General features: G+C 72.5%; 19 protein-coding genes. 15 read left to right on the plus strand and 4 right to left on the minus strand.

Translation table 11 applies throughout. The features are described from left to right. Nucleotides 1-30: 30 nt before the first annotated feature. Together OG989_RS13400 and OG989_RS13405 are read left to right on the plus strand one after the other, a co-directional pair. Nucleotides 31-1,755 (plus strand): acyl-CoA dehydrogenase family protein, encoded by a 1,725-nt coding sequence (locus OG989_RS13400; protein WP_327030683.1) that lies wholly within the window; start codon nucleotides 31-33, stop codon nucleotides 1,753-1,755. A gap of 15 nt (nucleotides 1,756-1,770) precedes the next feature. After that, on the plus strand, nucleotides 1,771-2,391 hold the full coding sequence (locus OG989_RS13405; RefSeq protein WP_327030684.1) for a hypothetical protein: 621 nt from the start codon (nucleotides 1,771-1,773) through the stop codon (nucleotides 2,389-2,391). Between the two features lie 28 nt (nucleotides 2,392-2,419). Here the strand turns inward: OG989_RS13405 and OG989_RS13410 are convergent, their stop codons facing one another. Both OG989_RS13410 and OG989_RS13415 read right to left on the minus strand, forming a co-directional pair. Continuing rightward, nucleotides 2,420-2,908 (minus strand): pyridoxamine 5'-phosphate oxidase family protein, encoded by a 489-nt coding sequence (locus OG989_RS13410; protein ID WP_151453514.1) that lies wholly within the window; start codon nucleotides 2,906-2,908, stop codon nucleotides 2,420-2,422. 44 nt (nucleotides 2,909-2,952) lie between these two features. After that, on the minus strand, nucleotides 2,953-3,816 hold the full coding sequence (locus OG989_RS13415) for a 3-hydroxybutyryl-CoA dehydrogenase (protein ID WP_151453515.1): 864 nt from the start codon (nucleotides 3,814-3,816) through the stop codon (nucleotides 2,953-2,955). Between the two features lie 240 nt (nucleotides 3,817-4,056). On the opposite strand from OG989_RS13415, the gene OG989_RS13420 reads away from it, so the two are divergent. Next, nucleotides 4,057-5,289, plus strand: a complete 1,233-nt coding sequence (locus OG989_RS13420; RefSeq protein WP_151453516.1) for a cytochrome P450 family protein — start codon at nucleotides 4,057-4,059, stop codon at nucleotides 5,287-5,289. A 161-nt stretch (nucleotides 5,290-5,450) separates the two neighbouring features. Here OG989_RS13420 and OG989_RS13425 read toward each other — a convergent pair whose 3' ends face one another. Continuing rightward, nucleotides 5,451-6,230 (minus strand): AfsR/SARP family transcriptional regulator, encoded by a 780-nt coding sequence (locus OG989_RS13425; protein ID WP_311414996.1) that lies wholly within the window; start codon nucleotides 6,228-6,230, stop codon nucleotides 5,451-5,453. Nucleotides 6,231-6,789: 559 nt separating this feature from the next. Between OG989_RS13425 and OG989_RS13430 the strand changes: the two genes are divergently transcribed. Genes OG989_RS13430 through idi form a run of 7 tightly spaced genes read left to right on the plus strand, consistent with a single transcriptional unit; the run spans nucleotide 6,790 to nucleotide 14,019 of the window. Beyond that, nucleotides 6,790-6,963, plus strand: coding sequence for a hypothetical protein (locus OG989_RS13430; RefSeq protein ID WP_192581221.1), 174 nt, complete (start codon nucleotides 6,790-6,792; stop codon nucleotides 6,961-6,963). A 54-nt stretch (nucleotides 6,964-7,017) separates the two neighbouring features. Next, complete coding sequence (locus OG989_RS13435; protein ID WP_151452475.1) at nucleotides 7,018-7,809, plus strand: thioesterase II family protein; 792 nt, start codon at nucleotides 7,018-7,020, stop codon at nucleotides 7,807-7,809. A gap of 45 nt (nucleotides 7,810-7,854) precedes the next feature. Beyond that, nucleotides 7,855-10,602, plus strand: a complete 2,748-nt coding sequence (locus OG989_RS13440) for an AAA family ATPase (RefSeq protein WP_151452476.1) — start codon at nucleotides 7,855-7,857, stop codon at nucleotides 10,600-10,602. Then, nucleotides 10,599-11,585, plus strand: coding sequence for an L-tyrosine/L-tryptophan isonitrile synthase family protein (locus tag OG989_RS13445; protein WP_151452477.1), 987 nt, complete (start codon nucleotides 10,599-10,601; stop codon nucleotides 11,583-11,585). The genes OG989_RS13440 and OG989_RS13445 overlap by 4 nt, the downstream gene beginning before the upstream one ends. Next, entirely contained in the window at nucleotides 11,582-12,388 is an 807-nt protein-coding gene (locus OG989_RS13450) for a TauD/TfdA dioxygenase family protein (RefSeq protein ID WP_151452478.1), read from the plus strand. The genes OG989_RS13445 and OG989_RS13450 overlap by 4 nt, the downstream gene beginning before the upstream one ends. A 59-nt stretch (nucleotides 12,389-12,447) precedes the next feature. After that, nucleotides 12,448-13,413 carry a UbiA family prenyltransferase gene (locus OG989_RS13455; RefSeq protein ID WP_151452479.1) on the plus strand — a complete coding sequence of 322 codons (966 nt, stop codon included), beginning with the start codon at nucleotides 12,448-12,450 and terminating at the stop codon, nucleotides 13,411-13,413. Nucleotides 13,414-13,434: 21 nt separating this feature from the next. Continuing rightward, nucleotides 13,435-14,019 (plus strand): isopentenyl-diphosphate Delta-isomerase, encoded by a 585-nt coding sequence (gene idi, locus OG989_RS13460; RefSeq protein ID WP_151452480.1) that lies wholly within the window; start codon nucleotides 13,435-13,437, stop codon nucleotides 14,017-14,019. Nucleotides 14,020-14,100: 81 nt separating this feature from the next. Here the strand turns inward: idi and OG989_RS13465 are convergent, their stop codons facing one another. Then, nucleotides 14,101-15,291 carry a sensor histidine kinase gene (locus tag OG989_RS13465; protein ID WP_225851892.1) on the minus strand — a complete coding sequence of 397 codons (1,191 nt, stop codon included), beginning with the start codon at nucleotides 15,289-15,291 and terminating at the stop codon, nucleotides 14,101-14,103. A gap of 615 nt (nucleotides 15,292-15,906) precedes the next feature. Here OG989_RS13465 and OG989_RS13470 point away from each other — a divergent pair. From OG989_RS13470 to scoE, 5 genes are all read left to right on the plus strand, one after another. Further along, on the plus strand, nucleotides 15,907-16,929 hold the full coding sequence (locus tag OG989_RS13470) for a 3-oxoacyl-ACP synthase III family protein (protein ID WP_327030685.1): 1,023 nt from the start codon (nucleotides 15,907-15,909) through the stop codon (nucleotides 16,927-16,929). 76 nt (nucleotides 16,930-17,005) lie between these two features. After that, complete coding sequence (locus OG989_RS13475; protein WP_192581222.1) at nucleotides 17,006-18,019, plus strand: hypothetical protein; 1,014 nt, start codon at nucleotides 17,006-17,008, stop codon at nucleotides 18,017-18,019. Then, the gene (locus OG989_RS13480; RefSeq protein ID WP_327030686.1) at nucleotides 18,006-20,555 is read left to right on the plus strand and encodes a heavy metal translocating P-type ATPase; all 2,550 of its coding nucleotides are present in this window, start codon (nucleotides 18,006-18,008) and stop codon (nucleotides 20,553-20,555) included. The genes OG989_RS13475 and OG989_RS13480 overlap by 14 nt, the downstream gene beginning before the upstream one ends. Nucleotides 20,556-20,600: 45 nt before the next feature. Continuing rightward, entirely contained in the window at nucleotides 20,601-21,446 is an 846-nt protein-coding gene (locus tag OG989_RS13485; RefSeq protein WP_151452484.1) for an alpha/beta fold hydrolase, read from the plus strand. Between the two features lie 105 nt (nucleotides 21,447-21,551). After that, a complete protein-coding gene (gene scoE / locus OG989_RS13490; protein ID WP_151452485.1) occupies nucleotides 21,552-22,424 on the plus strand; it encodes a (3R)-3-[(carboxymethyl)amino]fatty acid oxygenase/decarboxylase in 873 nt (290 codons plus the stop codon). The last annotated feature ends 37 nt before the right edge of the window (nucleotides 22,425-22,461 follow it).

The raw sequence follows: 22,461 nt of genomic DNA on the forward strand, positions 1-22,461 counted from the left end.
CAGACCCACCCGCGCAACGGGGAGGCAACGATGACCAGACCGAGTTTCGGCAGCGAACTCCTGCGCGGCAGGCTGCGGGTCGACCTGCTCGACCCGCTGCCCGACGCCGGGCTCGACGCCGACGCCGAGGCGTTCCTCGCGCGGCTGCGCGCGTTCTGCACCGACAAGGTGGACGGCCGGCTCATCGAGCGCGAGGACCGGATCCCCGACGAGGTGGTCGACGGCCTGCGCGACCTCGGCGCGTTCGCCATCAAGCTCCCCAGGGAGTACGGCGGGCTCGGCCTGTCGGGGGTCTGCTACCACCGGGCGCTGATGATCGTCAGCACGGCGCACTCCTCGCTCGGTGAGCTGCTCGGCGCGCACCAGGCGATCGGCCTCATCCAGCCGCTGCGGCTGTTCGGCACCGACGCGCAGAAGCGTGAGCTGCTGCCGAGGTGCGTACGCGAGATCTCCGCCTTCGCCCTCACCGAGCCCGACATCGGCAACGACCCCTTCCGGATGCGGACCACCGCCACCCCCACCGACGACGGCGGTTACCGCCTCGACGGGGTGAAACTGTGGACGACCAACGGCACCATCGCCCACCTGATCGTGGTGATGGCCCTGGTCCCGCCCTCGGAGAGCGGCCCGGGAGGCATGTCCGCGTTCGTGGTGGAGGCCGACGCGCCGGGGGTCACGGTGGAGCACCGCAGCTCCTTCCTGGGGCTGCGCGGCCTGGAGAACGGGGTCGTCCGGCTGCACCGGGTCGTGGTGCCCGCGAGCCGCCGGATCGGGCCGGAGGGGCAGGGGCTCCAGGTGGCGCTCGCCGCGCAGGACACCGGCCGGCTGTCGATGCCCGCCGTCTGCGCCGCCGCCGCCAAGTGGAGCCTGAAGATCGCCCGAGAGTGGTCCGGCGTACGCGTGCAGTGGGACCGGCCGATCGGCGAGCACGAGGCGGTGGCGAGCAAGATCGCCTACATCGCGGCGACCGCCTTCGCGCTGGAGGCCATGGTCGAGGTGTCCGGCCGGCACGCCGACGCCGGCCTGCTGGACACGCACACCGAGGCCGAGCTCGCGAAGCTGTTCGCGTCGGAGCAGGCGTGGCGGATCGTCGACGAGCTGATGCAGATCCGGGGCGGCCGCGGGTACGAGACCGCCGAGTCGGCTGCCGCGCGCGGTGAGCGCGGCGTCCCCGTCGAGCAGCTGTTCCGGGACCTGCGCATCGGCCGGATCTTCGACGGCTCCAGCGAGGCGCTGCGCGTCTTCGTCGGGACCGACGCGCTGGCGGAAGAGGAGGGCCCGGCCGAGGGGTCCACGCCGTTCACGCCGCCGCCCGGCTTCGGCGACCTGGCCGGGCACCTGTCGTTCGCCGACGCGACGAGCGCCGAGCTGGCCCGGCACCTCGCCGACGGCCGGGAGCGGTGGGGCGAGGCGGTCGCCGAGCGGCAGCTGTTCCTCGGGCGCGTCGTGGACATCGCCGCCGAGCTGTATGCCATGACCGCCGCCTGCGTGTACGCCAGGACGCTCGGCGGCACCGCGGTCGAGCTGGCCGACGCGTTCTGCCGCCAGTCCCGCCAGCGGGTGGCGGAGCTGCGCCGGCGGCTGCGGGACGACACCGACGGCGACGACGTCGCGGTCGCCCGGCGGGTGCTGGGCGGCAGCTACACCTGGTTGGAAGAGGGCGTGCTCGACGCGTCCATCGAGGGGCCGTGGATCGCCGAGCCCGTACCGGGACCGGCGAGCGGCCCGAACCTGCACCGCACGATTCGGAGGTGACTAGTGGACGAGCACGTGGCAGAGCTGGTGGCACAGGGCCGGCGGTCGCTGGAGCTGGCGCCCAACCGGTTCCTGGAGCTGCTGGAGCGCGGTGAGGTGCCGGCCGACCGGCTGCGCGCCCTGGCCGGCGAGCTGTACCACCTGGTGTCCAGCGACCGGAGCAGCTTCGCGTTCCTGGCGGCCCGCTTCCCCGAGCCGCTGTTCCTGGCCATGGCGGGCGCCGAGGAGGAGGCGCTGGGCCTGCTGCCGGCCTTCGCCGCTGCGGTGGGCCTGGGGGAGAAGGAGCTGCGGGCGCACGAGCCGCGACCGCTGGCCCAGGCGTACCCCTCCTTCATCGTCCGGACCGCCGTGTTCGGGCCGCGGTCGGCGATCCCGCTGGCCCTGCTGGTCAACGTCGAGGAGTCGGGCGGCTTCTACGCCCGGATGGCCGATGCCCTCCAGGCGCGCTACGGGTTCTCCGACGAGGCGGTCGCGCACTTCCGCTACTTCGCCGAGACGCCGGACGAGGTGCTGGAGCAGGCGGCCGGGGTGGTGTCGACCGGCCTCGCGGCGGGCGACGACCCGGTGGAGGCCCTGCGCGCGGCGCGGATGGTGCACGCCTACGAGGCGGTGTTCTGGGCGACGATGGCCGAGTGACCCCGGGACCGGGGTGGACCCGCCCCGCTCAGGGCAGGTCCACCTCGATCCGGCGGTCGATCCGGTCCTCGATCCAGGTGCTGGTGTCGACGAGCCACACGCGGTCCACCGAGATCTGGTAGATCCGGTGCTCCGCCGGCGGCAGCAGCGCCGACACGGGCAGGGTGTACTCCGCCCTGCTCGCGTCGTCCGGCAGCAGGGCGTCGTAGAACGTCGCGTGGTGTGCGCGTACCTCGTCGGCGGTCAGCTCCCGGCAGGTGCCGGTGAACTGGGCGCCGTCGACCTCGGTGAGCCCGCCGTCGCCGGTGACGAAGAGGGCCCCGCTCACCGTCGGGCGGGCCGCCACGTGCCTGCTGTGCCGGGACTGGGTGGCGGAGCCGAACAGGAAGCGCAGCGGGTCGGGCAGCCACGCGTACTGGAGCACCGCCGTCCACGGCCGGCGGTCGGGGGAGACGGTGGACAGGGACAGGTACTTCGCGTCGGCGACGACGCGGTGCAGACGGTCGACGAGGTCCATGGTTCAGCCCACCTCCGCGGGGGACGTTGCGGCGGCGTACGCGCTCATCGCCCGTACTCGTAGAAGCCCCGGCCGCACTTCTTGCCGAGCATGCCGCCGGCCACCATGCGGGCGAGCAGCGGCGGCGGCGAGTAGTGCGGCTCCCGGAACTCCCGGTACAGCGACTCGCTGATCGCGGCCACGATGTCGAGCCCGATCAGGTCGACGAGGCGCAGCGGACCCATCGGGTGCGCGCAGCCGAGCGTCATCGCCTTGTCGATGTCGGCAACCGACGCCATCCCGGACTCCACCATCCGCACGGCGGAGAGCAGGTACGGGATCAGCAGCGCGTTCACCACGAAGCCCGCGCGGTCCTTGGCGCGGACGACCTGCTTGCCGAGCACCTCGGTGACGAACGCGTCGACGGTCTCGACGGTCCGCGGGTCCGTACGCACCGAGCCGACGACCTCCACGAGGGGGAGCACCGGCGCGGGGTTGAAGAAGTGGATGCCCACCACCTGCTCGGGCCGGGCGGTGACGCCGCCGAGCTTCACGATGGGCAGTGAGGACGTGTTCGAGCCGAGGATCGCGTCCTCGTCCTCGACGACCTTGTCGAGGGTGGCGAACACGTCGAGCTTGATCGACTCCTGCTCCGAGGCGGCCTCGACCACCAGCTGCCGGTCGGCGAAGTCCGTCAGGTCGGCGGTGAAGGACACCCGACCCAGCGTCGCGTCCCGATCCGCCTCGCTGAGCTTGCCCCGGCCCACCGCGCGGTCCAGCGACGCGGTCAGCCGCGCCCGGCCCGGTACGAGGGAAGCCGGCCGCGACACCGCGACGAGCACGTCCAAGCCGGCCCTCGCGCACGTCTCGGCGATCCCGGCGCCCATGACCCCGCACCCGACGACGCCGACCCGGCGAATCCTGTCCATGTTTGTGCCTCCGCACACGCGTTAACAAATGGGGTTGCCGCAGAATTCGGTGAGTAGGGCGGGATCGCCGCTCCCTGACACGTGTCGTGGTAGGACGATAGGTTGGTAGGCCGGCACGACGCAATGATCTGCGCCTTTGTCCAGGCGAATTCGTGGCGGGTGCGAGAAAGCGGTTACCCGACAGTTCCCGATCGACAGTTACCTTTCTCTGCGTTCCCTCATCATCGTAGGAGGCGCACTATGGTCGACTTCAGCGCTGCCCCCACCACCCAGATCGACAGTCGCGGCGGCAAGTGCCTGTACGCGCAGATCGACGAGTTCCGTGCGGCCGGCCCCGCAGTGGCCGTCGAGCTGCCGGAAGGCATGTTGGCCTGGTCGATCACCCGCGGCGACGTGGTCCGGCGCCTGCTGACCCACCCCGGGGTCTCCCGCAACGTCAAGAAGAACGTGCCCAGCTACACCCCCGGCGAGATCAAGTGGCTGTCGCCGTGGGTGGACGTCGAGTCCATGTCCACGGCGGAGGGCCGCGAGCACCAGCGCCTGCGGCAGCTCGTGGCGCCGGCGCTGACCCCGAAGCGGATCGACGCGATGCGCCCGCACGTGGAGCTCGTCGCCCGGCGGCTGCTCGACGACCTGGCGACGCACCCGGCGGACGAGCCGGTCGACCTGCACACCATCTACTCCCAGCAGTTGCCGACCAGGGTGATCTGCGACCTGTTCGGGGTGCCGGACGACCTGCGGCCCGAGGTGCTGCGGATCCTGCGCGTGGTGCTGAACACCGACAACGTGCCGGAGGAGGAGTCGGCCGCGGTCTACGTCGACATGAACGTCGCCATGCGTACGCTGATCGACCTCAAGCGCCGCGAGCCGTCCGACGACCTGACGAGCTTCCTGATGGCGGCCCGGGTGGAGGGCGAGGAGCCGCTCAGCGAGCAGGAGCTGGTCGACATGCTGCTGCTGCTCATCGGCGGCGGCAGCCAGACGACGGTGACGCTGATCGACCACACGGTCCGCGAGCTGCTCGCCAACCCGGACCAGCTGGCGACCCTGCTGGCCGACCCGGCCCGCTGGCCGGACGCCATCGAGGAGGCGCTGCGGGCGCACTGCCCGGTGGCGGCACTGCCGATGCGCTGGGCGAAGGAGGACATCGACCTCGGCGAGGGGGTCGTCATCCGGGCGGGCGACGCCATCCTCATCAGCTACCTGGCGCACGGCCGCGACCCGGCCGTCCACGAGAACCCGGACGTGTTCGACATCGACCGGGAGAACAAGGACCACCTCGCGTTCGGGGCGGGTCCGCACTTCTGCCCCGGGGCCCGCCTGGCGCGCCTGGAGGCGGTCGTGGCGGTGCCGGCGCTGTTCGCCCGCTTCCCGCACCTCGCGCTGGCCGTGGCACCGGATGAGATCCAGCCGCTGCGCTCGTTCATGGCGAACGACGTGGCGTCGCTGCCGGTGCTGCTGAACCACCGGTAGGCGGACACCACGCCGCCCGGCCCGCGCGTCGCGGGCCGGGCAGCGGTGCGGACCGCATCAGGCGCAGTGGCTCCCGACGGTCTCGCCGACCGTCAGGGGCCACTGCGCCTGATCGTGTCCTGGGCCGTCGGCGCGGTGCCGGCAGGCGGTCACGGCCGTGGTCAGTGGGTGAGTGCGGGGATTTGGATTTTGGCGTCGTGTTCGAGGATGCGTTGTTGGAGTTCTTGGAGGCTGCGGCCGGGTTCGAGGCCGAGGCCGTCGACGAGGGCTTCGCGGGTGCGTCGGTAGACGCGGAGGGCGTCGACTTGGCGGCCGCTGCGGTAGAGGGCGAGCATGAATTGGTGGCAGAGGCGTTCGCGCATGGGTTCGGTGGCGGTGAGGATTTCGAGTTCGGGGGTGATTTCGCGGTGTCGGCCGCAGGCGAGTTCGGCGTCGAGGCGGTCTTCGAGTGCGGAGAGTCGTTCGTCTTCGATGGCGGCGAGTTCTGACCAGCAGGTGCCGGTTTCGACGAGGTCGGCGAGGGCGCGTCCGCGCCAGAGGGTGAGTGCTTCGGTGAGGAGTTGGGCGGCGCGGGTGGGGTTGTTGGTGGTGGTGGCGTGGCGGCCTTCGCGGACGAGTCTGCGGAAGCGGTAGAGGTCGATGGTTTCGGTGTCGATGCGGAGTTGGTAGCCGGGTGGGTGGGTGCGGAGGGTGGGGTTGGTGGTGGGGTCGGTGTTGTGGGTGAGCATGCGGCGGATGCCGGAGACGGCGTTCTGGACCATTTTGCGGGCGGTGGGGGGTGGGTTGCCGTCCCACATGGCGTGGAGGATTTGGCTGGTGGCGACGACTTTGTTGGCGTTGAGGAGGAGGTAGCCGAGGATTGCGCGTTGGCGGATTCCGCCGAGTTCGAGGTGGTGGCCGTTGTTGGTGACTTCGGTGCTGCCGAGTACGGAGAAGCGCATGGGTGTGCTCCGGTGGTCCGGTGGTGGGGGTGGGTTTTGAGTTTCCCATCGGTGGTCATTGGGGAGGCACCCCTAGGGCACCCCGCAGGAGGTGTGGGTGCATGGTGGGTGTCATTGGGTTGGCAGTGTGGAGTTGCTGGTCAGGCATTGTCGGGTGGTGGTGGGGCATGAGACCGTCATCCGGGTCCGATGAACGGCGCACGGCCGTACGGGGAAAGGTGCCGGTGAGCTGCCGAAGGTTGCTCCCACGGCCGGTGGGGAGCAATTCCCCCGGCCCGCTCCGCCGGCCGGCCCACCGCCCGTGACCCTTGCCACGCAAGGGCCTCCCGGGCCGGGGGTCCACCCTGGACACCGTGCTCGCGGCGCCCGGACGGCCGGGCCGGGTATTGACAAAAGTCACCGGGCCTGCCGCGTGTGACGGGTATGAGCGATTCACGAATGCGTTGTGACGAACCTTCGCGTAGACGGTGAACGCAGACCTTGTTGAAACACGTGCCCGTCCAGCAGGTTTAGATGGCGTTCCGCACCACCGGGCCAAGCTGTGTGAGAGGGGACTCCCATGTCTGTCAATGCGACCGAGATTCTCAATGCCTTCTTCTTCGACGGTGCCGACGCTCCGGCGGACGGTGACCTGCGCATCGACGTCGTGGACAGCTGGACCACCAGCGACCTGGCGGCGGTCCGGCCGACCACCATCAGCTGGAGCGAGGCCCGGGTGGACGGGGGCCGCTGACGCAACCGGGGCGACCGCCACCGGCGACCACGAGCTGAATCGCGGGGGAACGAGATGACGGACACCGACCTGTGGGTGCGACGGTTCCACCCGGCGGACGAGGCGGCGACCAGGTTGCTGTGCCTGCCGCACGCCGGCGGCTCGGCGAGCTACTTCGCCCGGGTGGCCAGGACGCTCGCTCCCGAGGTCGACGTGCTCGCCGTCCAGTACCCCGGTCGGCAGGACCGGTTGCGGGAGCCGGGCCTCACCTCGGTCCACGAGATCGCGGACCGACTGGTGACGGTGCTGCTGCCGCTGGTCGACCGGCCGATCACCGTCTTCGGCCACAGCCTCGGCGCGACCATCGGCTACGAGGTCGCGCTGCGGCTGCGGCGGGCGGGCGTCGGCCCGACCGCGCTGTTCGTCTCCGGCAGGCGGGCTCCGCACCTCCGTAAGGAGGAGCGGACCCACCTGCGGGACGACGCCGGCCTGATCGCGGAGGTACGCGCCCTGGCGGGCACCGACAGCGCGCTGCTGGAGGACGAGGACGTGCTGCGGATGGTCCTGCCGGCCATCCGCTCGGACTACACCGCAGCCGAGACCTACGAGTACCGGCCCGGGCCACGCCTGGACTGCCCGATCGTCGCGCACATCGGCGACAGCGACCCGCGGGTGACGGTCGACGAGGCGAAGGCGTGGCGGGAACACACCGACGCGGGGTTCGAGTTCGTCGTCCACCCGGGCGGTCACTTCTATCTCAACGACAACATGTCCGCGGTGCTGCGCAGCATCAGGGCGCACACCCGGTCGCTCAGCTCGGCCTCGCGCGGCGCCGCCACGGTCGCCCACGCCGAACAACCGGGGTGAGTCGCCGGTCGACCCGAGCCTCAGGAGTGTCCGGAGGTGACCCACATGGCACTGATCGAGAGAGAACACCTGCTGTCCGACCTCGTCGAGACGTACGCGACGGCTGCCGCGGGCCAGGGCCGGGTCGCGCTGGTCGACGGCGGCGTCGCCAGCGGGAAGACCCGACTGGTGAACGCCGTGACCGAGGTGGCCGTCGGCGAGGGCGCGCTGGTGCTGACCGCCGCCTGTTCGGTCGCGGAGAGCATGATCCCCCTGGGGGTGGTGGGACAGCTGTTCCACAGCCTTCGGGCCCAGACCACCTCGACCGGCCACCTGCCGCTGCTGCGGCGCGACACCGGGCCGGCGGGAAACCCGGACGCCCCCACCCTGCGGCACGGTGACGCGCAACTGCTGGAGGACGTCTGCCAGGTCCTCCTCGACGTGGCCGCCGACCGGCCCCTGGTGGTGGTCGTCGACGACGTCCAGTTCGCGGACTCCCTGTCGTTGCAGGCGCTGCTGTACCTGCAACGGCGCATCCGTTTCGCGCGGGTGCTGCTCGTGCTGAGCGGATGCGTGGGCGCGCGGCCCGAGGCGGCGGCGTTCCGTGCGGAGCTCACGCGGCAGCCGCACTGCCGTCACCTGCGGCTGCTCCCGCTGTCGCCCGAGGGCGTCGGACGACTGCTCGCCGAGCGGATCCGGCCGGAGGCCGCCCGGCGGCTCGCCGCGTCGGCGCACGCCGTCAGCGGCGGCAACCCGATGCTCGTACACGCGCTGCTCGACGACGCCCTCACCGGCGCCGACGGGGACGTCGCGCCGACGGTGGGCGCGTCGTTCGTCCAGGCCGCGCTCGCCTGCCTGCACCGCAGCGACCCCCGGCTGCTCGACGTCGCCCGCGCCCTTGCGGTCGTCGGCCCGTCCGCGTCCGCCGGGCTCGTCACCGGGCTGGCGGGCCTCTGCGCGGCGACGACCCGGCAGGTGCTCGGCGCGCTCGCCGAGGCGGGCCTCACCGAGGGGCACTCCTACCACCACCCGGCGGTACGCGCGGCGGTGCTCGACGACTGCCCGCCGCAGACGCAGTCGGCCCTGCGGTCGCGGGCCGCGCTCCTGCTCCACGAGGACGGCGCGTCCGCCGCCGAGGTGGCCGCGCACCTCGTGGGCGTCGACGGGCCGGCCGGATCCTGGGCCGGTCCGGTGCTGGTCGCGGCGGCCGGGGAGGCCGTCGCCGGCGGCGCCGCACGGCACGCCGTGGACTGCCTGGAACTGGCGCTGCGATCCACCGAGGACGACCGCGAGCGGGCCGCCGTGGAGGCGGCCCTCGTCCGGGTGCACTGGCGCAGCGACCCCGAGGCGGTTCCGCGGCACCTGTCGTCGCTGGCGGTGGCGGCTCGCGCCGGCCTCCTCGACGAGGCCGACACGCTGCTGCTCGCCCGGTCGCTCGCCTGGCAGGGCAGGCACGACGAGGCGGTGGAGGCGCTCGACGGGGTGGGCGACCTCACCACGCACCCGGACCCCGACCTCGGCGCCGACCACCTCGCCACCCGCGAGTGGCTGCGGCACTGCCGCCCGCACGGCGGCGACGGTCCGGGCGACCCCGGGCCGGGCGTGGCGGTCGACCGCGCCGAGGAGGTGCTGCAACGCGCCCGCCCCGGTGACTCCCTCCTGGTGTCGGTGTGGCACGCGCTGCGGGTGCTGATCGGCGCCGACCAGCTCGACCGTGCCGCCGACTGGTGCGAGAAGCTGGCGGAGGAGGCCGAGTCGCACGGGATCACGAGCTGGCGGGCCGTCCTGACCGACGTACGGGCCGCCGTCGCCCTGTGCCGCGGCGACCTCGCCGCCGCCGAGCGGCACGCGCGCGACGCGCTGGCCACGATGCCGCCCGCCGCCTGGGGCGTCGCCGTCGGCTCGCCGCTCGCGCACCTGGTCCTGGCCTGCACGATGACCGGGCAGCTCGCCGAGGCCGAGGCGGCCCTGCGGGAGCCGACGCCGGCCGCGATGCGCCAGAGCATGTTCTGGCCGCAGTACCTGCGGGCCCGGGGCGTCTACTACGACGCCGTGGACCGGCGGCACGCCGCGCTCGCCGACTTCCAGACCGCCGGCCAGCTCGCCGTCGGCTGGGGCGCCGACGATCCGTCCGCGCTGCCGTGGCGGGTCGACCTCGCCCGGCTGTACGTGCGGATGGGCCGGCCCGACCAGGCCCGGAAGCTGATCACCGAACATCTGGCGCTGCCGGGTGGCGACGCCCCGCGCGCCAAGGGCATGGGGCTGCGGGCGTTGGCGGCGGCGTACGCGCCCAAGCAACGGCAGGTGATGCTGCGCGAGGCGATGGACCTGCTGCACGCCAGCGGGGACCGGCACGAACTCGCGCACGTCTTCGCGGACCTGAGCCAGACCGGGCACGCCCTCGGCGAGTTCGGGCGCGCCAAGATGATGGGCGCGCACGCCCTCCAGCTCGCCGAGGGCTGTCACGCCGAGCTGCTGCGGCGCAAGCTCAAGCCGTCCGACGACACCCTCGAAGCCGGGGTGGCCGGCGCGAAGGACGGGCTCGCCACGCTGACCGACGCCGAGCGCCGAGTCGTGAACCTGGCCGCCCGCGGGCACACCAACCGCGAGATCGGCGACCGGCTGTTCATCACCGTCAGCACCGTCGAGCAGCACCTGACGCGGGCCTACCGGAAGTTGAAGATCAGCACGCGTACGGAGCTGGTGCACATCGACCCGCCGAAGGGCGCACGCGGCGCGCGGCGCCGGCGCGTCGCCCCGGTCGGCCCGCCCTCGGGCGACAAGGAAACCACGATGCGATCGGACACGACATGACCGTTGCCGAGGACGAACAGGTCGGTAGCCGGGAGCGCACGCTCGCCCGGCAGATTCTCGAACTGGTCTTCCGCTTCCGCCGTCTCGAGCACGCCGACGACCCGTGCGGGGCGCAGCCGTGCGACGACTGCTTCGCGACCCACGAGGAACGGGTGGGCCGGTACCTACGCAGCGGCGAGCCGCTGCACTTCGTGCTGCCGGCGTTCCCCGCGAAGTCCCGCAACCCGGAGAAGGTGGTCGGGTCGCTGCCCGACCTCGGTGAGCGGATCTCCGTGGAGTTCCTCCAGTCCTTCTGCGAGCAGGTCAGCCACTACCACCCGGCGGGCGCGCGGATCCTCATCTGCTCCGACGGCCACGTCTTCTCCGACCTGCTCGGCATCCCCGACGAGGACGTGACCGCGTACCGCACGGAACTGCAACGCATCATCGACCAGACCGGCGCGTCCTCGGTCTCGATGTACTCGCTCGACGACGCGTTCGGGGCGATGTCCTACGACGAGATGCGCGGGCGGCTCCTCGCCGGGTACGCCACGCCGCTGGCGGACATCCGCGCCGAGGTGCTGACCGACCTGGGCGCCCGGTCGCTGTTCAACGGCATGCACCGGTTCATGCTCGAGGACCAGGGCCCGCTGCACCCCGACCTGAGCCGGACCAAGCTGCGCGAGCACTGCAAGGAGTTCGCGTACCAGATGATCCGGCGCAGCCGCGCCTGGGGAGACCTGGTCGGCACGAAGTTCCCCGACTCGCTGCGGCTGTCGATCCACCCGCAGCCCCGGCACGCCGAGAAGATCGGGCTGCACCTCATCCGGACCAGGGACAGCTGGCTGACGCCGTGGCACGGCGTCGTCCTCGACGACGGCGTCAACCTGACGCTGGTCAAGCGCAGCCAGGCCGAGCGGGACCGGGCCTCGTTGGTCTGGCGCAACGGCCGGCCGAGCCACTACGTGAACCCCCACTTCCGGCAGGAGGAGATCGCCTCATGACCACGGCAGACGAGCTGCGGGTGCAGCGGACGCCGCTGGCGCCGTTCGGCACGCTCTTGACGGCGGAGCACGACGGCGCCGACCTGCGGGACATCGCGCCCGCGACGCTGGAGCGTTGGACGATCGAGTCCAAGGTGGTCGTGCTGCGCGGCTTCCCCCTGCTCGACAGGGAGGACCTCGTCGCCTACTGCGAGACCTGGGGCGAGGTGCTGACCTGGGACTTCGGCGCCGTCCTGGACCTGGTGGTCCAGGAGGACCCGAAGAACTACCTGTTCAGCCGTACGGACGTGCCGTTCCACTGGGACGGCGCGTTCGCGCGGGCCGCGCCGCGGTACTTCCTCTTCCAGTGCCTCGAGGCGCCGGTGCCCGGCGGCGGCGGCGAGACGGTGTTCTCCGACAGCACCGACGTGATCCGGCGCGCCTCGCCGGAGCTGGTGCGCGAGTGGGCGGCGACGGAGGTCAGCTACCGCACGGAGAAGCTCGGCTACTACGGCGGCGAGACCGTGTCGCCGCTGCTCACCACGCACTCGGAGACCGGCGAGACGATCATGCGGTACGGCGAGCCGCTCGACCCGGAGCGCTACCGCAACCCGGTGTGGGTGTCCATCGGCGGCAGGTCGGCGGAGGAGGCCGAGCCGTTCATGGCCGACCTGCGCGACCGGCTGCACCACCCGGACGTCTGCTACCACCACGAGTGGGTCGACGGCGACATCGTGGTCGTCGACAACCAGGCGCTGCTGCACGGTCGCAACGCCTTCCGCGGCAACTCCTCCCGGCACCTCCAGCGGATCCAGATCCTCTGACCCCGGTCAGGGGCGCTCGCGGGTGCCACCGAAGGTCCTCAACCCCGAAGGAAGACACCATGACCGTCGAAGAGGCGCGCGCGGGCGCGTCCACACCGGCGCCGGCCACCGCGCGGCGCCCGATCTACCACTCCATCCGCATCCGCCGGGTCGAGTTCCTGCCCGTGATGCTGGCCATCTACGCGATCCCGTCGCTGCTGTCGGTCGACGACCTGAGCACCCTGGCCTCGGTCCACTTCGCGCTGGTGATCGTGATGGCGCTGTCCATCATGCACTTCATCGACATGACCAACGCGTACGCCGACCGCGACGTCGACGCCGTGTACAAGACGTGGCTGTCCCAGGCGGTGTACGGGCTGGGGCTGCGCAACGTGCGGTGGCAGATCGCCGCCACGGGCGCGGGTGTGCTGGCCCTCGCGACCTACTTCACCTTCCGCACCGGGCACTGGGACATCCTGCCCCTGGTCGCGTTCACCCTCTGGATCGGCGCCCAGTACTCCATCCCGCCGGTCCACCTGAAGAGCTCCGGCGTGGGGCAGATCCCCGGCCTCGCCGCCGTGCTGATCTGGCTGCCGATGCTCGTCGTCGTCCGGTCCGTGCCCGGTGAGCTGTCGTGGCCGCTGCTGGCCGTGATCATCGGCTTCGGGCTGAACCAGGTCGGCATCGTCATGGTCAACACGGCCGAGGACTGGCCGGAGGACGCCGCGTTCAACATCCGCACGTGCGTACGCGCGCTGGGCCTGACCCGCGCGATGGCCGTCGCGAGCGGGCTGATCGCGGTCGGCGGCTCCACGGTGTGCGTGTCGGTGCTCGCCATCGGCGGGTTCACCTGGGGTGCCGTGCCGATGATCGTCGCCATCGCGTTCGCGCTGGTGCACGTGTCGGGCACCTGGCGCGGCGTACGCGGCAAGCCCCTCGCGGACGCGCTGGCGTTCCTGCGGCCCCGGGCGAAGCTGGTGCCGTTGCAGGTGGCGAGCACCGGGTGGGGAACCGTGATCGCCGCCGCCTTCGCCCAGGCGAGCTGAGTCCCGGTGGGGAGGGACACCATGGCGCAGGTCGTGCTGCTCGACGAGGAGGGACGGCCGGTGGGCGCCACCGAGGGCGCGACGGTGCACCACCTGCGTACGCCGTTGCACCTGGCGTTCTCCTGTTACGTCTTCACCAGCGACGCCAAGCTGCTGCTCACCATGCGCAGCGACCGCACGCGTACCTGGCCGGGGATCTGGACCAACTCGTGCTACGGGCACCCCGTGCCGGGGGAACCGGTCCCCGCGGCGGTGACCCGCACCGTACGCGCCGAGCTCGGCCTGGCCGCGCCCGCGCCGGAGCTGGTCCTGCCCGCCTTCCGGTACCGCGCCACGATGGACAACGGCGTGGCGGAGAACGCCGTGTCCCCGGTGTTCCGGGTGGTGACCGACGAGCGCCCGACCCCCGACCCGGCCGCCATCGGCGACTTCGAGTGGGTCGCCTGGGCGGACTTCGTGTACGCGGTGGGCACCGGCGACATCTCCGTGTCGCCGTGGTGTCGTCTCCAGGTCGCCGAGCTCGTCACCCTCGGCGACGATCCGACGCGGTGGCCCACGGCCGACGAGTGCCTCCTGCCCGGCGGGACGCTGACGGCCACCGGCTGAGCGGCGTGCGGCGGACCGTGCCCACCGGCGGGGTGGGCGCGGTCCGTCGTCCGTTGCGGCGGGTGCTGCTGTCGGGCCCGGTCACGACCCGGCCCGGACGCTGGCCTGCACGGTGAACGTGCCGTCCCCCCGCCAGGTGCGCAGCGTGCCGCCCGCGTCCCGCAGCCGGTCGGCCAGCCCCGGCAGCCCGCTGCCGTCGAGGTCCGGCGCCCCGTCGCCGGCCCCGTCGTTGACCACCGTCAGCCGCGCCCCGGACGCCTCGCCGGCGATCTCGATCGTGCACCACCGCGCCTCGCCGTGCCGCAGCACGTGGGCGCCGGCCTCGCGCAGCACGGACACCAGCGGCCCGGTGAGCGCGGGCGGCAGGTCGCGCTCCGGCTGCGTCACGGAGCACCGCACGCCGGCGTTGCGCAGCACCCGTGCCACCGTCTGCGCCTGCTCGCGCAGGCCGACGCTGCGGTAGCCGTGCACGGCCTCGCGCATCCGGGCCGACGCGGCCGCCGCGAGCGCCCGCATCTCGGCGGTCTCCTTCCTGGTCCGCTCCCCGTCGACCATTGCCAGCCGCGACGCCAGCTCCGCCTTGAGGACGAGCGCCGACAGCTCGTTCGCGAGCAGGGCGTAGACGTCCCGGGCGCACCGCAGCCGCTCCTCGGCCGCCGCCAGGCGGGCCAGGGCGTCGTGCCCCTCCCGGGCCTGCGCCCGGAACGTCCAGAACCACAGGTGCAGCACGTTCCACGTCGCCACCGTCAGCCCGAGCACCACCGTGACGGTCACCGCGTCGCGCACGGGACCGCCGAGCCACCAGGCCGTCGCCGCGGCCACCAGCACCGTCCCGGCCATCAGGGTCACCGCGCACCGGACCGGCAGCAGCAGCGGCGCGGCCCCGACGAGCGCGGCCCCCACGAACGCCCAGGCCCGCCCCGGGGTGCCGCCGACCGGTCCGACGAGCGGGACGGACAGCACGGCGGCCGTGGCGCAGCCGGCGACCAGCCACCGGCCGGTCGTCGTCGCCCGCCACGGCATGACCGACCGGTGCAGCGCCGCGGCCAGCGCCAGGACCAGGAGCAGCGACCCCGCCGCGCCGAGCACGATCCCGCGCGGGTCGGGCTCGCGACGCAGTTCCAGGGCGGCGAGCAGTACGCACGCGGCCACCCCGCTCGCGGCGCCCGCCAGGATGCACAGCCTCGCCCGCCGCATGCCCGGGGTGGACAGGGCGTCAGCCGGCGCGGCGGGGGTCCCCGTCAGGCCGGTGGGCCGGATCCCGGTGACCATCAACGCCACGGCTCCCGGCGGACGTGGCGCGTGCCGGGCCCCGGCACACCAGGACGCGCCGACCCGGGCAGCGGTGCGCTCGGTGTCGTCGCCTGCCGGATCACGGTCGCCACGGAATGCATGGTATCGGTTACGGTCGGTTCGTGCCGACGTGGATCCGTCCCTGCCGTCGCATCCCGGGGCCGCCACCCGCCGGGCTCGCCCGTGGGGTGGGTGGTCTCGAGGAGCTGCGCTGTCATCGGAGGGCCTCCGTCCGGTCCTGGTCGCGTGGGCGCCGGCGGGCGCCGGTCCGCCCCGCGGGTCGCCGGCCGTGCCGCGGGCGTCGCCACGCGGTCGGTCGTGCCGTCAGCATGGCGGCGAGGACGCGCCGGATCCCATCCCCGCGTGTCACGTACGACCCGGGAGAACTGCACGGGTGAACCGTGCGCCGGTGTGTCGTCAGCGGGTTCCCGGGCGGCCCGGAAATTGCACGTTCCATCGCCTTGAAATTGTTACCGCCATCGCCCGGTAATTTGCGCTTCGAGTCGTGTCGGCAGATGGCGAACGTGATTGCGGCCGATGGTTCGACTCGGCTAATTTGCAGACACGAAATGCCTCTCCTCTCTGGAGGCTGCTGTGTCCTCATCCGTCGGAATTCTGGGCACCGGATCCTGGGTGCCCGCGCGAGCATTGCCGAACGAGGAAATCGCGCGTCGCGTACCGGGCGCCAGCCCGGAATGGATCGTACGCAAGACCGCCATTCGTTCGCGCCGTTTCGCGGCGGCGGAGGAGGCCACGTCGGACCTGGCCGTGCGGGCCGCGACCCGCGCCCTGCGGGACGCGGGCATCGGCGCCGACCGCGTCGACTACCTCATCGTGTCGACGTCGACCCCGGACCACCCGCAGCCGCCGACGGCCTGCCTGGTGCAGGACCGTCTCGGCGCGTACGGGGCCGCGTGCTTCGACGTCAACGCGGTGTGCGCGGGATTCGTGCACGCCCTGGTGCTGGCGCAGTCGCTGGTGGCGGACCGGCCCGGCACCCACGCGCTCGTGGTCGGCGCCGACGTGTACTCGCGCATCCTGGACTTCGACGACCGGCGCACGGCCGTGCTGTTCGGCGACGGCGCCGGCGCGGCCGTCGTGGGGACGACGTCCCCGGGGCGCGGTGTCGTCGAGTACGAGCTGGCCAGCCGGGGCGACGCCAGCGGCCTGATCGGGGTGGCGGCGGGCGGCAGCAGGCTGCCGGCGTCCGCGACGACGGTGGCGGACGGCGGCCACTTCTTCCGCATGCACGGCCGCGGCGTCACCGAGCTCGTCCTCCAGGACGTCCCGCCGTTCGTGGACAAGCTGCTGGCCAGGGCGGGCGTCGGCGCGGCGGACGTCGCGCACGTGGTGCCGCACCAGCCCAACGGCCTGCTCCTCGACGAGCTGGTACGCGCGTGCGGGCTGACCGCCGCGCACACGCACCGCACGGTGGAGGAGTACGCGAACGTCGGCAGCGCCTCGGTGCCGCTCACCCTCGACCACGCCAACCGGGCCGGGCTGCTCCGCGACGGCGACCTCGTCCTCCTGCTGGCGTTCGGCGGGGGGATGTCGCTCGGGGCGTGCCTGCTGCGGTGGGGCCGGACATCCGGCCCGGACCCCGGCGGGGACCGGTGAGCCCACCGGCCGACGACCCCACCCCCGAAACCCTGCCCGCTTCCACGCCAACCCTGTCGAAACAGGACGGTTATTCATGAAGACCTTGACGAAGCTCGGCGCGTTCGCGCTCGCCCTGGTGTTGGTGCTGGGGAGCGCCTACACCGTCGGCCGCGTGGTCGGGCCCCCGCCGACCGCCGCACCCGCAGCCGCACCCGCCGCCAAGCCGGCCGCCATGGCCGAGGAGTCCTCGTACGGCCTGACCATCAACCACGAGAGCATGAACCTGAAGGTGATCACGGACAACGTCCGGGCGGGCACGAAGCAGACCTTCGCCTTCCAGATCCTGCAGCACGACGGCACGCCGCTGGTGAAGTACAAGCCTCAGCACGAGAAGCTGATGCACCTGATCGTGGCGCGGCGCGACCTGACGAACTTCCAGCACGTCCACCCGAACCTCGGCTCGGACGGCGTGTGGCGGGTGCCGCTGACCTTCGCGGCGGCGGGCGAGTACCGCGTCTTCGCCGACTACATGCCGCTGTGGGGCATCCACGGCGAGACGCTCGGGGCGGACGTGTCGGTGTCGGGCGACTACCGGCCGGAGGCGCTGCCCGCGCCGTCGACCACCTCGACGGTCGACGGGTACACGGTGACCCTCGGCGGTGAGTTGACGCCCGGCAAGAGCGGCAAGCTGACGCTCAGCGTCGCGAAGGACGGCAAGCCGGTCACCGACCTGGAGCCGTACCTCGGCGCCTTCGGGCACCTGGTCGCGCTCCGCGACGGCGACATGGCGTACCTGCACGTCCACCCCGACGGCACGCCGGGCGACGGGCAGACCGCGCCCGGTCCGGACGTCCTGTTCCACGCCACCGCGCCGAGCTTCGGCGACTACCGGCTGTTCCTGGACTTCCAGCACCAGGGCGTCGTGCGTACGGCGTCGTTCACCCTGCGCGTGAAGGGCCCCAACCCGCCGCCGCACGGCCTGAGCGAGGAGGCCTTCGCGGCGGCCAAGGCCCGCAACGAGGAAGCCGTACGCAACGGCGGAGCCGCTGTCCCCGCCGACACGACCGGCGGCGGCACGGAGGGGGGCACCGAGCATGGCCACGGCTGAGAACCATCTGGAACTGCTGATCGGCGGCATGACGTGCGCGGCCTGCGCGGCGCGCATCGAGAAGCGCCTCAACGACATCGACGGGGTGGAGGCGACCGTCAACTACGCCACCGAGAAGGCGAAGGTGCTCCTCCCGCCCGGGATCACGCAGGCGCGGGTGATCACCGCCGTCGAGGAGATCGGCTTCACGGCCCGGCCGGTGCAGCCGCGCACGGCCAGGGCCGAGAACCACCTGGAACTGCTGATCGGCGGCATGACGTGCGCGGCCTGCGCGGCGCGCATCGAGAAGCGCCTCAACGACATCGACGGGGTGGAGGCGACCGTCAACTACGCCACCGAAAAGGCGAAGGTGCTCCTCGCGCCCCAGGTCTCACGGGAGACGGTGATCGCCGCCGTCGAGGAGATCGGCTTCACGGCCCGGCCGGTGCTGCCGCCCGCGGCACCGGCGGCGGACGTCCCGGATCCGGCGGCCGCGGAGGAGGCCGAGCACGACCGTGAGCTGCGGGCGGCCCGCCACCGCCTCTGGGTCGTCGCCGTGCTGGCGGTGCCGGTCATCGCGATGTCGATGTTCTCCCAGCTCCAGTTCGAGTACTGGCAGTGGGCCTGCCTCACGTTGAGCGCGCCCGTCGTGGTGTGGGGGGCGTGGCCGTTCCACCGGGCCGCCTTCGCCAACCTCCGGCACGCCGCCGCCTCGATGGACACGCTGGTCTCGGTGGGCACGCTCGCCGCGTTCGTGTGGTCGCTGTACACGCTGTTCCTCGGCACCGCCGGCGTGCCCGGCATGCGGCACCCGTTCCGGATCACCCTGGAGCGGACGCCCGGCGAGGGCAACATGTACCTGGAGGTCGCCGCGGGCGTGACCCTGTTCATCCTCTGCGGCCGGTACTTCGAGGCCCGCGCGAAGCGCCGCTCCGGCGCCGCGCTGCGCGCGCTGCTGTCGCTGGGCGCCAAGGACGTGACGGTGCTGCGCGACGGCGCCGAGGCGATCGTGCCGATCTCGGCGCTCGCCGTCGGCGACCGGTTCCTCGTGCGGCCGGGCGAGAAGGTGGCGACCGACGGCGTCGTGGAGGAGGGCTCCTCGGCGGTCGACGCGAGCATGCTCACCGGCGAGTCCGTGCCCGTCGAGGTGGGACCGGGTGACGAGGTCGTCGGCGCGACGGTGAACGCCGGCGGGCGGCTCGTCGTCCGCGCCACGAAGGTGGGCGGCGAGACGCAGCTCGCGCAGATGGCCAGGCTCGTCGAGGACGCGCAGACCGGCAAGGCCGCCGTCCAGCGGCTCGCGGACCAGGTGTCGGCGGTGTTCGTGCCCGGGGTGATCGCGCTGTCGCTCGCCACGCTGGGCTACTGGCTCGGCTCCGGCCAGCCGGCGGCGGCCGCGTTCACCGCTGCCGTGGCCGTACTGATCATCGCCTGCCCGTGCGCGCTGGGGCTGGCGACGCCGACCGCGCTGCTGGTCGGCACCGGCCGGGGCGCCCAGCTCGGCATCCTCATCAAGGGACCGCAGGTGTTGGAGTCCACGCGGACCGTCGACACCGTCGTGCTCGACAAGACCGGCACGGTGACCACCGGCGAGATGTCCGTCGTGGAGGTCGTGCCCGTCGACGGCGAGGACGACGTCCAGCTGCTGCGGCTCGCCGGCGCACTGGAGAGCGCGTCGGAGCACCCCATCGCCCGGGCCGTCGTCGCGGGAGCCAGGGACCGGTGCGGCGAACTGCCCCCGGTCGCGGACTTCTCCAGCGAGACCGGCGTCGGCGTGCGGGGCACCGTCGACGGGCACGAGGTCGTCGTCGGCCGGGCGTCGCTGCTGGGCGCGTGGGCGACCGACCTGCCCCCGGAGCTGGTCGCCGCCAAGGCGACGGCCGACGCGGCGGGCCGTACGTCGGTCATGGTCGGCTGGGACGGCGCCCTGCGGGGGATGCTCGTCGTGTCCGACCGGGTGAAGTCCACCAGCGCGGCGGCGGTGGCGCAGTTCAAGCGGCTGGGGCTGCACCCGATCCTGCTGACCGGCGACAACGCGGCGGTGGCGGCGGCGATCGCGGCGGAGGTGGGGATCGACGACGTGGTCGCCGAGGTCCTCCCCGCCGGGAAGGTGGAGCTGGTCAAGCGGCTCCAGGCCGACGGCAAGGTCGTCGCGATGGTCGGCGACGGCGTCAACGACGCCGCAGCCCTCGCGCAGGCCGACCTGGGCATCGCGATGGGCACCGGCAGCGACGTGGCGATCGAGTCCGGCGACCTGACGGTGGTCCGCGGCGACCTGCGGGTGGTCGCGGACGCCATCCGGCTGTCGCGGCGCACCCTCGGCACGATCAAGGGCAACCTGTTCTGGGCCTTCGCGTACAACGTCGCGGCGATCCCGCTCGCGGCGAGCGGGCTGCTCAATCCGATGCTGGCGGGTCTGATCATGGCCGGCAGTTCGGTGTTCGTGGTGTCGAACAGCCTGCGGCTGCGGCGGTTCAAGGCGCTCGCCGGCAACGAACTCCCGGACCGGGCCGACACGGCCGAGGCGTCGCGCGCCCCGATGGTCACCGCCTCCTGACGCGTCGAGCGCGCACGTCCGCACGGAAAGAAACGGAGCCGCACCATGGCCGAGCCGAGCCGGCTCGCGGAGGATCCTCAGCTCCTGCTGCTGCACGCGGCCGGTCTCGGCCGGGCGAGCTGGGACGCCGTCGTCGAACGCATCCCGGGCTTCGCCCGGACCCTCGCGATCGACCTGCCCGGCCATGGCAGCGTGCCGGGGCTCGCGTACGACCGTGACGTCGTGCCGAGGCTCGCCGAGTACGTCGCGGAGCGGATCGCGGCGCTGGGGCTGCGCAGGCCGCACGTGGTCGGGCACTCGCTCGGCGGGGTGATCGCACTCGAACTGGCGCGTCGGGTGCCCGTCGCGGCGGTGACCGCCCTGTGCAGCATCGGGTTCCGGGCGGTCTGCCACGCCTCGATGTGCGTGGTGCGGACCCACGCGATCCTGCGGATGACCGCCGCGGTGGGGCCGAGGACGCGGGGGCGGCTGCTCAACCGGGGGGTGGTCCGCAGGATGGTCATGGGCAGCGTGTCGGCCCGGCCCGCCGCCCTCCGGCCGGACGTGGCCGCCGCCGACGTGAACTCGATGATCACCAGCGACCTGTCCGCCCTGAGCCGGTACGCGGGGCTCTACTCGTTCCGCGCCGACGCCACCGACACGACGCCGGTGAACCTCGTGTGGGCCGACCAGGACCGCGTGGTCCCGTTGCGCGACGCGCTCCGGGCCCGGCGGGTGCTCCCGAGGGCGCAGCACTACGTCATCCCCGGCAGCGGTCACTTCGTCGTACGCGACGACCCGCACGGCGCCGCTGCCGTCATCCACGCCTGTCACGCCCAGGTGCTGCGGGAGAGGCAGGCCGAGACTCGCAGAGGAGTTCGCGGAAATGTGAACCCACAGCGCGGTAATTGAGCAGGCAATTCGGCCCCGCACATCTGTCGGGGCGGGAACTGTTGACCGACCGGACGCGACTACTGAGGTACGCGGAGCCCGGGACCACCGCTCAGAGGAGTGCGAATGAAAATCACCCCGCAGGCTGGAAAGAAGTTCGGCGTGATCGTGGAGGGTTTCGACGCGGAAACCGCCTCGCCGGAGGACATCGTCGAGCTGAAGAAGGCCATCTACTCGAACAAGATCGCCGTGCTGAAGAACCAGGACCTGTCGCCGCGGCAGTTCCTGGCGCTCGGCCAGCGGCTGGGCCGGGTCGCGGAGTACTACGAGCCGGTCTACCACCACCCCGAGGTGAAGGAGGTGTTCGTCTCCTCCAACGTCAAGGAGGAGGACGGCCGCCAGATCGGGGTGCCGAAGACCGGCAAGTTCTGGCACTCGGACTACCAGTTCATGCCACGTCCGTTCGACATCACCATGATCTACCCGCAGGTCGTGCCGTCGAAGAACCGGGGCACCTACTTCATCAACCTGGCGACCGCCTACGAGCAGCTCTCCGAGGAGCTGAAGCTGGCCGTCAAGGACAAGACGGCGACGCACAGCGTGCTGCGGTACTTCAAGATCCGGCCGACCGACGTCTACCGGCCGATCTCGGAGATCATCGACGAGGTCAACGCGAAGACCCCGCCGGTGACGAGCCCGCTCGCGTTCCCGCACCCGCACACGGACGAGACCCTGCTCTACCTGAGCGAGGGCTTCACGCTGTCGGTGCAGGACGCGGACGGCAACGACCGGCCGGAGCTGCTGACCGAGCTGCTCACGGCCACCGGCCAGCTCGACCGCACCTACGAGCACGAGAACATCCACCTCCAGACGTTCGAGAAGGGCGACATGCTCCTCTGGGACAACCAGAGCCTGGTCCACCGGGCGCTGCACACCGCGACGCCGGAGCCGGCCGTGTCCTACCGCGTCACCGTCTACGACGACGTGGACGCCGCCTAGTCCCGCACGGACGTTCGATCCGCGGTGGGATCCGACG

The organism is Micromonospora sp. NBC_01740 (genome assembly GCF_035920365.1).
In the GTDB taxonomy this organism is placed as follows: domain Bacteria; phylum Actinomycetota; class Actinomycetes; order Mycobacteriales; family Micromonosporaceae; genus Micromonospora; species Micromonospora reichwaldensis.